Source organism: Cognatiyoonia sediminum (assembly GCF_900129845.1).
GTDB classification, from domain to species: domain Bacteria; phylum Pseudomonadota; class Alphaproteobacteria; order Rhodobacterales; family Rhodobacteraceae; genus Cognatiyoonia; species Cognatiyoonia sediminum.
Genome location: NZ_FQXB01000008.1, coordinates 45,157 through 52,121, shown reverse-complemented (window position 1 = coordinate 52,121; position 6,965 = coordinate 45,157). Strand labels below are relative to the sequence as shown.

Sequence of the window (6,965 nt, the reverse complement as noted above, 5' to 3'; positions counted from 1 at the left end):
GAGATCTGTCACTGGTTCTGTGGATAGCTAATGACAGCAAGATATTTGGCGGGCAGTTTTACCAAACGTTCCGGCCCATGGGGTGAATCCGCGTCGAAAAAGAGTGTGTCGCCGGGGCGAAGCTCAAAAATGTTCGGGCCATGTCTGTAATCAACCGCCCCTTCCAGCATATAGATCGTTTCTATGCCGTCGTGTTGAAACGTTTCAAATGTATCGCTCTCAGCCGTCAATTCGATCAGATACGGTTCGACGATGACACCGCTAGAGTTGCTGCCGATATGCCCCAACAGCTTGTATTGATGACCAGCTCGAGTGCCCTCCCGTTCGGTTTCAACACCATCTCCAGCCTTTGTATGAACCGCTTCGCGCCGCTCCTCATACTGACGAAAAAACGACGTTAACGGGACAGAAAGTGCATTCGCGAGAGATTGCATTGTAGACAAGGATGGCGAAGTGTTTCCATTTTCGATTTTGGACAACATTCCAATCGATAGACCGGTCAGATCAGACAGGTTGGAGACAGTCATGTTTTGCTGTTTGCGGTGGCCGCGCACAGCGCGCCCGATTGCAACTTCAAGAACCTTTTCACGGGCTTGTTGGGTTGCATGCGGATCTTGGTTGAGTTTTTGGACCACATTGCCTCCGAAGCTTCTCTTGGATGAACCTTATCGAGCTGTCCGCATCGCGTCTATCTCAATGCGTGCCCCTTAAAACAACTAAAACTGTCAAATCCGGCAAAGGGGATTCGTGATTCAGGAACGGCTGAGCCCTTTCTATGAGCCGTCCGGTCAAAAAACTTTGGAATCGAAACAATGCGTCCTTACGAATTTCGACGCATCAGGAATTCTCTCCGAGAGGATTGCCTGCTACTCTAAGGATCCTGTTGCGACAGCTATAGAGCAATAGATTGTGCGATCGGGAGGCCCTATTGAAGGGTGCAAAATTAGCTCGGGAACATACTCAAGATCCGGTCGCGCATTTCTCGCACTTTCTCAATGTCAGTTAAGCGAGCAACCTCTCCAAATCCCTTTTGAGCCAAGGGGTCTGCCAACGTTCTTTCACTGGAACAGGATGAATGAATCGCATGGACACCCGTTTGGGAAAGGAGTTCGTCGACGTTCTCAAGCGTTATGCCGCCACCTGCCATAATTTCGATCCGCGCGTTCGATTGCTCGACGAGTTCAGCCAACCTTTTCAAGGCGAGCGGTGCGCTACTGGCCCCGCCTGAGGTCAGAACCCTTTGAAAACCATGAGTTATGGCATCTTCAAGCGCCTTCGCTTGGTTCTCGACAACGTCAAACGCACGGTGCAGTGTCAATTTAAGGCCCGCTGAGGCCGCTGCCATTTCCCGAAGCACTTCCGTGTCTAAGTGCCCATCTATTGCCGCACCAATAACAACACCGTCCAAACCAATTTTCTTCACCTGCTCAATGTCAGCCAACGCAACATCGAGGTCCGATCTCGTCATAAAGAAATCACCGCCCGCGGGACGGATAAGGACATGGGTTTCTAACCCACTTGCCTTCGCACATTCCATCAAACCGGCACTTGGGGTCAGCCCCCCGATGTCGAGCGCGGAACACAGCTCTATCCGATCGACTAAGCCGACACATGCTTCTATGCCTTGAGCTGAGTCAACGCAGACTTCAAAGTTCGGGATTTTATTCCGCGGCATCAAATTGCGGCGCAAGAACGGCGTTGTCTGTGACGTCCAGAGTTTCGTTCAAAACCAAAACGTCGCAAATCGAGCGACCCACCAATGTCGCGAGGTCTGGCCGTCCAATTACCGTTGCAGGAACCGTTGTCGCCATCTTGAAGGCCCGCTCATGCGGAACACCGATCTCTTGCACGAGCCGTTTGACCCCTTGAGCTTGGGTGATATGTGCCCCAGCCAAATTGCCTTCACCGTTGATCAAGCGACCGTTTTCCAATCGTACCACCTGACCATAGAGTTCAAAGCAATCGGGGCCCCCAACAGTTGCCATTGAGTCAGAGACCAGGAAGGCTGCATCTGGATTGGATCCTGCACGTAGCGCGAGCGAGATCATGCGATCGTCCACATGGAATCCATCGCAAATGATCCCAAAGTGAATGCCGCTATGCAGAACAGCGCCAACCGCTCCTGGCTCGCGACTGGTCATTGGTGACATGGCGTTGAACAAATGGGTCGCGCAACACGCCCCAGCAGCGACCGCGGTTTCAATCTGATCAGCGCTCGCATCGGTATGGCCCACGGACACAATAGCGCCCATCGCCGATAACTTGGCAATGTCAGCAAAATCCATTTCTTCTGGAGCGACAGTGATCATCACCGTCACGCCTGCGGCGCGCAGATTTTCAACGATCTCCAGTGTGCGGGGGGCAAAACGGCGAATAAAGTCGCTCTTGTGTGTGCCGCGACGATTCCTCGACAAGTGTGGACCTTCAATATGAATCCCCAAAATCCCGGTCCGACCTTTGGCCGACAGCGCCGCAGTCGCCGCCTTCTCAAGCACTTCCGGTGCATCAGTGATAACGGTCGGAAGAATCCCAACGGTTCCAAAGCAGCGATGAGCCTCTGCGATCTGCGCCATGGCATCAACCGTAGGCGTCGCATTCAATTGAACGCCTCCGCCACCGTTGACTTGTAGGTCAAGGTAGCCCGGAACAAGGTAGCCAGAATGGCTTAGGTCGGTTCTTACGCCAAAATCCAACTCCGCGATGTGCCCATCTTCAATCCGCACCGATGCGCTATCGTGAACCCGTTCACCGTCAAAGACATGCTGAAATGTGATCCACCGCGTATTCATGGCGTTTCCAGAAAGAAATAGGGCTCGAGGGCCAGTTCAATGTGCGCGTCAATTAGACGCCGTGCTTGCGCACCACAAAGGTTTTCCGCCCGCTCCAACGTTTTGTCGTCGAAAACGTTGCTCAGCTGCGCATCCGAAAGCCCGTTGCCGCAATCTTCCAACAAAGCCGCAACGGCGTCTTGGGCTCCTTGGGTCGGCCAATAGTAGCGAATACGATCAGCCAAACCGGAATGCCGCTGCTCGCGAAGTTCTTCGGGCGAGCCGCTGTAATGCCCCTGCCAATATTTAGGTTGCCGCAGCATTTCCTGTTCCATTGCCGCTTCCAGCTGTCCTGCATCGGATCGAATTTGATCCAAGGCATACAGCGCTTCGCGATAGGAGAATGTCAGCGCCGGTCCAACCTTTTGGAATGCAAACCCAAGCTCTGCCAATCGCGGATAGACCGCATCAACTTGATAGTCGGTCGAATGCGCTTCCAAACAGATAGTGGGACGATCGGACAGTGCTGCCAATATGTGCGGATCTCTGTCTACGGGCATGTGATGAACCGCCGTCGGGCTAAATTCGACACCGGGCTGGACCACCAAACCACCTATATTGCTTGCCAACGATCCAAAGGTTGCCTCATGCGCCGCAAGCGTATCCCGTGCAGCATTTGGGTCGGTTGGAGGAAAAACTCCGTCTTCGTCCAGCCTCGCCCCGCCCGGCGGCGGGACTTCAGTGCCCACCACAAACAAGAGATCATCGGCTTGCTTTGCAGAGATTTTGGCCAAAACTGCGGACCGATCAGCCGTGATCTCATCCGTCAATTGAGCGGCTTCGCCAGCGCACCCTTCTGAGCAATCAAGGTGGATTTTCTCAAAGCCCGCTGCAACGTAGTCCGCGACAAGAACCTTCGCTTTTTCCATTGCAGCCTCTGCGGCCTGGTCGCGCCACGCCTGCGTGCCCAAGTGATCGCCGCCAAAGATGATCGCGTGCCGGTCCGTACCGACCTCATCCGCAAATCCATGGACATATGCGACAAAATCAGCCGGCGTCATCCCCATGTAGCCACCGTCCTGATTGACCTGATTGGACGTTGCTTCGATCACGACGGGTTGCCCCAAACGTTTCGCCAAGCCCAACGACGCCCGCAAGACATCTGGATGCGCAGAACAAACTGACGGGACGGCAATCACCTCCCCTGCCCGATTACGGGCAATGATGTCTCGAAGCACTTCAACCATCTTGCTGCTCCGTCCATGCAGCGTAAGCCGCACCTCTCGCACCACTTGAATCCCCGCCTTGTGCCAAGACTAGTTGGGCGGGCGCGAAACCGGGAATTTGGCTAGACGCCGCCGCCGCAGTCAGATCATCGATGACGCCAGGAACTTTGCTAAGGCCACCGCCGAAAACGATGACATCTGGATCAACCGTCAACGTCAGAGTGTGAAGCATCTCTGCTGCCAATTCACACCATAGCGACCAGACTTCTGCCATGACGACATGGCGCCGGTCCGCGATTTCTGGCGCCGTTAGCGATTGTCCTGTCAGGTGTTTCGCAAGCCGTTCGAGCCCCGGACCAGCAACATAGGTTTCGATGCACCCCATGCGCCCGCAGCCACACTGGACAACGGGGAGGCTATGTTTTGCGACAAGTTGCGCAGGTGCTGCAAAATGCCCAAACTCCCCGCCCGTCGCGGTTGGCCCCGGTATCAGAGCGCCATCAATCGCGATACCGCCACCGATGCCTGTCCCAATAATCAGCCCCATAACCGTACGACGGCCGCGTCCCGCTCCGAACACGGCCTCAGAAAGTGCCAAAGCACGACAATCATTTACGAAAGTGATCGGTCGTCCAATGGCCTTTTCAATGTCTGCTGGCAGGGGATGATCCGTTGCAGGTAAGTTTGCCGTCAAAGCGAGACCTGTGCGTGGGTTCACCAAACCTGCGGTTCCTACACCGATTGCGTCGAGGCCGCCAGCTTCCTCTGTCGCCCAGCGGATCTGTGACGCAATATCGCCAACTAGGTCCTCATAGCCCTCGGGTGTCGCACATCGGTTGCGCGCGACTTCATTCCAATCCTCATCAAAGATCTGCACCTCGATCTTGGTGCCACCAATATCGAGACCAGCAACCGTCATGACGCCACCGCATAGAGTTTGACGCCGCTGACCACACGGCTGAGCGTGTTTTGACCAGCGAATGGATCGTCCACATTCATCCCAAGCTGCGCTGACCATTCCACGCTACGCACTTGTGCAGCTGCGACACAAATCGCAGCAGCCCAATGCATGCCAAAGGGCATGGGCACATCAATGTCTCCGCCGGGTCCGATCGTCTCAACTTGCGCGTTCGGAAATTGCTGTCGAAGCTCGCTCGCAAGGTCCGCATCGTAATCATTTGCGGGCGTATCGGGGCTGGTGAAAATAGTAATAGCCGTTTCGCCATCAACGAACGACTTTGGCCCATGACGGAACCCCAATGTGCTGTCCCAAATCGCCGGTATTTTGCCCGCAGAAAGCTCAGTTACCTTCAACGCGGCTTCTCGCGCAGCGAAAGTCAAAGGACCGGCACCGACATAAACAACGCGGCCGGGCATCTTTGTACCGCCAAACCGTGGCAACAGATCGTCCAATTGATCCGCAAGCCGCGCTAGTCGATCCGCCACATCGCAAGGCGCATCAAACAAGGCGAGCGCGGTCAGCAACATTGTCGAAAAGCTCGATGTCATCGCAAAACCGGTGTCGTGCGTCTCCTCCGGCAAGATGATAGTCTTTCGAGGGCCTGTCGTCTGAGCCGTGGCAAGGGCGCTTTCGGCGTTACAGGTGATGTTTAACTGAGGGGCCTCTGGCGTCAAAGCTGCCAAAGCCTCCAGCGTTCCAACGCTTTCGCTGCTGTTTCCAGAGCGACCAAAATTCACGACCAACGGACGCGCACCACTCAAGTAATGCGCAGGTCTTTGCACCAAATCCGTGCTCGGGACAGATCGCGTTCCCTTCAATTCGGCTGCGATGATGTCACCGATGTAAGCGCTCGTTCCAGCACCACAGAACCATACCTCATCAAAGCTCTGATCAGCAATCCAAGCTCGAATGCCTTCGACATCCAGTTGATTGCCCCATGACCGCCAAATCTGGGGTTGTCGGTGAAGCTCTTTCCACGTCGCGATATTTGACAGGTCTTGGGTCATGTAGTTTGCGTAACTTTCGATAGTGTTGCAGGCGTGTCTGGGTCGTACCCAAGCGCCAAAGCTGTATTGAGGATGATCGGATAAACCGCAGCGAGCAAAAGAGCAGCTGATGCCGCAGGAGTTTCTAAATCTATGCCAAAGTCGGAAACGCGAATGCGAACGACGTCGCAATCTTCTTTTTCAAACCGCGCTTCCGCTTGGTCCAAACTGTCTTGGGTTTCAGCTGTTCCTGTATCGAGGATCAGAACCATCAACGGATTGGTGGCGAGCTGCAAAGGTCCATGCAGAACTTCCGAAGCAGAATAAGCTTCCGCGTGGATCGCAACGCATTCTTTCAGCTTTAACGCTGTTTCAATCGCCGCACCGTAGCCTGTGTCTCGGCCAATAACGTAAACATGGCGCGCTCTCAGAAGAGCTGATTGCAGTCTGTTAGCTTGCTCAAATTGGGTCGAAAGACCCGCTAACTTCTTAGCATCCCTGTGAGCGCGGTTTTGGAAGTCAGATGACATCGCTGACAAGATCGCTTGCCCCGCGCCAATGGAACCGCAAACTGTTTTTGTCGCTGGAACGGCCTTTTCCGGCCCTGCTCCGATAGGAACGATGCAATCGGACTGGGCTTCGACCGGGCTGTCTGGTTGGTTCGTTATAGCAACAACTTTGGCCCCTGCCCCCTTGGCACCTACCGCAGATCGCACCAAATCATCGCTCGCCCCTGACTGGCTGACGATAATCGCGGCCGAACCGGCGAGCGATACGCCTTTGCCCAACGAGAAAACCGATGGCGGCAGCGAGGTCATTGGAACACCAAGCTCGCGCATAAACTCGTAGGATAGAATGTTGGCCGCTGCGTCCGACGACCCACGGGCAATCGTGTAAAAGGCTGTTGAACCAGCAAGGTCCGCCACATCAACATCCTGACGCACGGCGGTCGCAAAGACATCTAGCGCCTGCGCGGATTCGGTCGCCATAAAATGGCCGGGCACTGTTTCGTTCTTTGTCATGC

7 protein-coding genes are annotated in these 6,965 nt (G+C 54.8%); all 7 read right to left on the bottom strand.

Annotated elements, in window-relative coordinates; translation table 11 throughout:
- Nucleotides 1-8: 8 nt before the first annotated feature.
- The 7 genes from BUA85_RS16065 to BUA85_RS16035 all read right to left on the bottom strand — a co-directional run bounded on the left by BUA85_RS16065 (nt 9) and on the right by BUA85_RS16035 (nt 6,963).
- Complete coding sequence (locus BUA85_RS16065; protein WP_072902910.1) at nt 9-635, bottom strand: helix-turn-helix domain-containing protein; 627 nt, start codon at nt 633-635, stop codon at nt 9-11.
- Between the two features lie 308 nt (nt 636-943).
- Entirely contained in the window at nt 944-1,675 is a 732-nt protein-coding gene (locus BUA85_RS16060) for a copper homeostasis protein CutC (RefSeq protein ID WP_072902908.1), read from the bottom strand.
- Entirely contained in the window at nt 1,662-2,789 is a 1,128-nt protein-coding gene (locus BUA85_RS16055) for an N-acetylglucosamine-6-phosphate deacetylase (protein WP_072902907.1), read from the bottom strand. Before BUA85_RS16055 ends, BUA85_RS16060 begins: the two co-directional genes overlap by 14 nt.
- Nucleotides 2,786-4,015 (bottom strand): class II D-tagatose-bisphosphate aldolase non-catalytic subunit, encoded by a 1,230-nt coding sequence (locus BUA85_RS16050; protein ID WP_072902904.1) that lies wholly within the window; start codon nt 4,013-4,015, stop codon nt 2,786-2,788. Before BUA85_RS16050 ends, BUA85_RS16055 begins: the two co-directional genes overlap by 4 nt.
- Nucleotides 4,008-4,913: an ROK family protein gene (locus tag BUA85_RS16045; protein ID WP_072902902.1), complete on the bottom strand. Its 906-nt coding sequence runs from the start codon at nt 4,911-4,913 to the stop codon at nt 4,008-4,010. The genes BUA85_RS16050 and BUA85_RS16045 overlap by 8 nt, the downstream gene beginning before the upstream one ends.
- Nucleotides 4,910-5,962, bottom strand: coding sequence for an SIS domain-containing protein (locus BUA85_RS16040; protein ID WP_072902901.1), 1,053 nt, complete (start codon nt 5,960-5,962; stop codon nt 4,910-4,912). The genes BUA85_RS16045 and BUA85_RS16040 overlap by 4 nt, the downstream gene beginning before the upstream one ends.
- Entirely contained in the window at nt 5,959-6,963 is a 1,005-nt protein-coding gene (locus BUA85_RS16035) for an SIS domain-containing protein (protein ID WP_072902986.1), read from the bottom strand. Before BUA85_RS16035 ends, BUA85_RS16040 begins: the two co-directional genes overlap by 4 nt.
- Nucleotides 6,964-6,965: the final 2 nt, after the last annotated feature.

Excerpts from the sequence above, each read along its gene's own strand:
- BUA85_RS16060 (WP_072902908.1), bottom strand. The coding sequence starts at position 1,675 with ATGCCGCGGAATAAAATCCCGAACTTTGAAGTCTGCGTTGACTCAGCT.
- BUA85_RS16055 (WP_072902907.1), bottom strand. The coding sequence starts at position 2,789 with ATGAATACGCGGTGGATCACATTTCAGCATGTCTTTGACGGTGAACGG.
- BUA85_RS16050 (WP_072902904.1), bottom strand. The coding sequence starts at position 4,015 with ATGGTTGAAGTGCTTCGAGACATCATTGCCCGTAATCGGGCAGGGGAG.
- BUA85_RS16045 (WP_072902902.1), bottom strand. The coding sequence starts at position 4,913 with ATGACGGTTGCTGGTCTCGATATTGGTGGCACCAAGATCGAGGTGCAG.
- BUA85_RS16040 (WP_072902901.1), bottom strand. The coding sequence starts at position 5,962 with ATGACCCAAGACCTGTCAAATATCGCGACGTGGAAAGAGCTTCACCGA.
- BUA85_RS16035 (WP_072902986.1), bottom strand. The coding sequence starts at position 6,963 with ATGACAAAGAACGAAACAGTGCCCGGCCATTTTATGGCGACCGAATCC.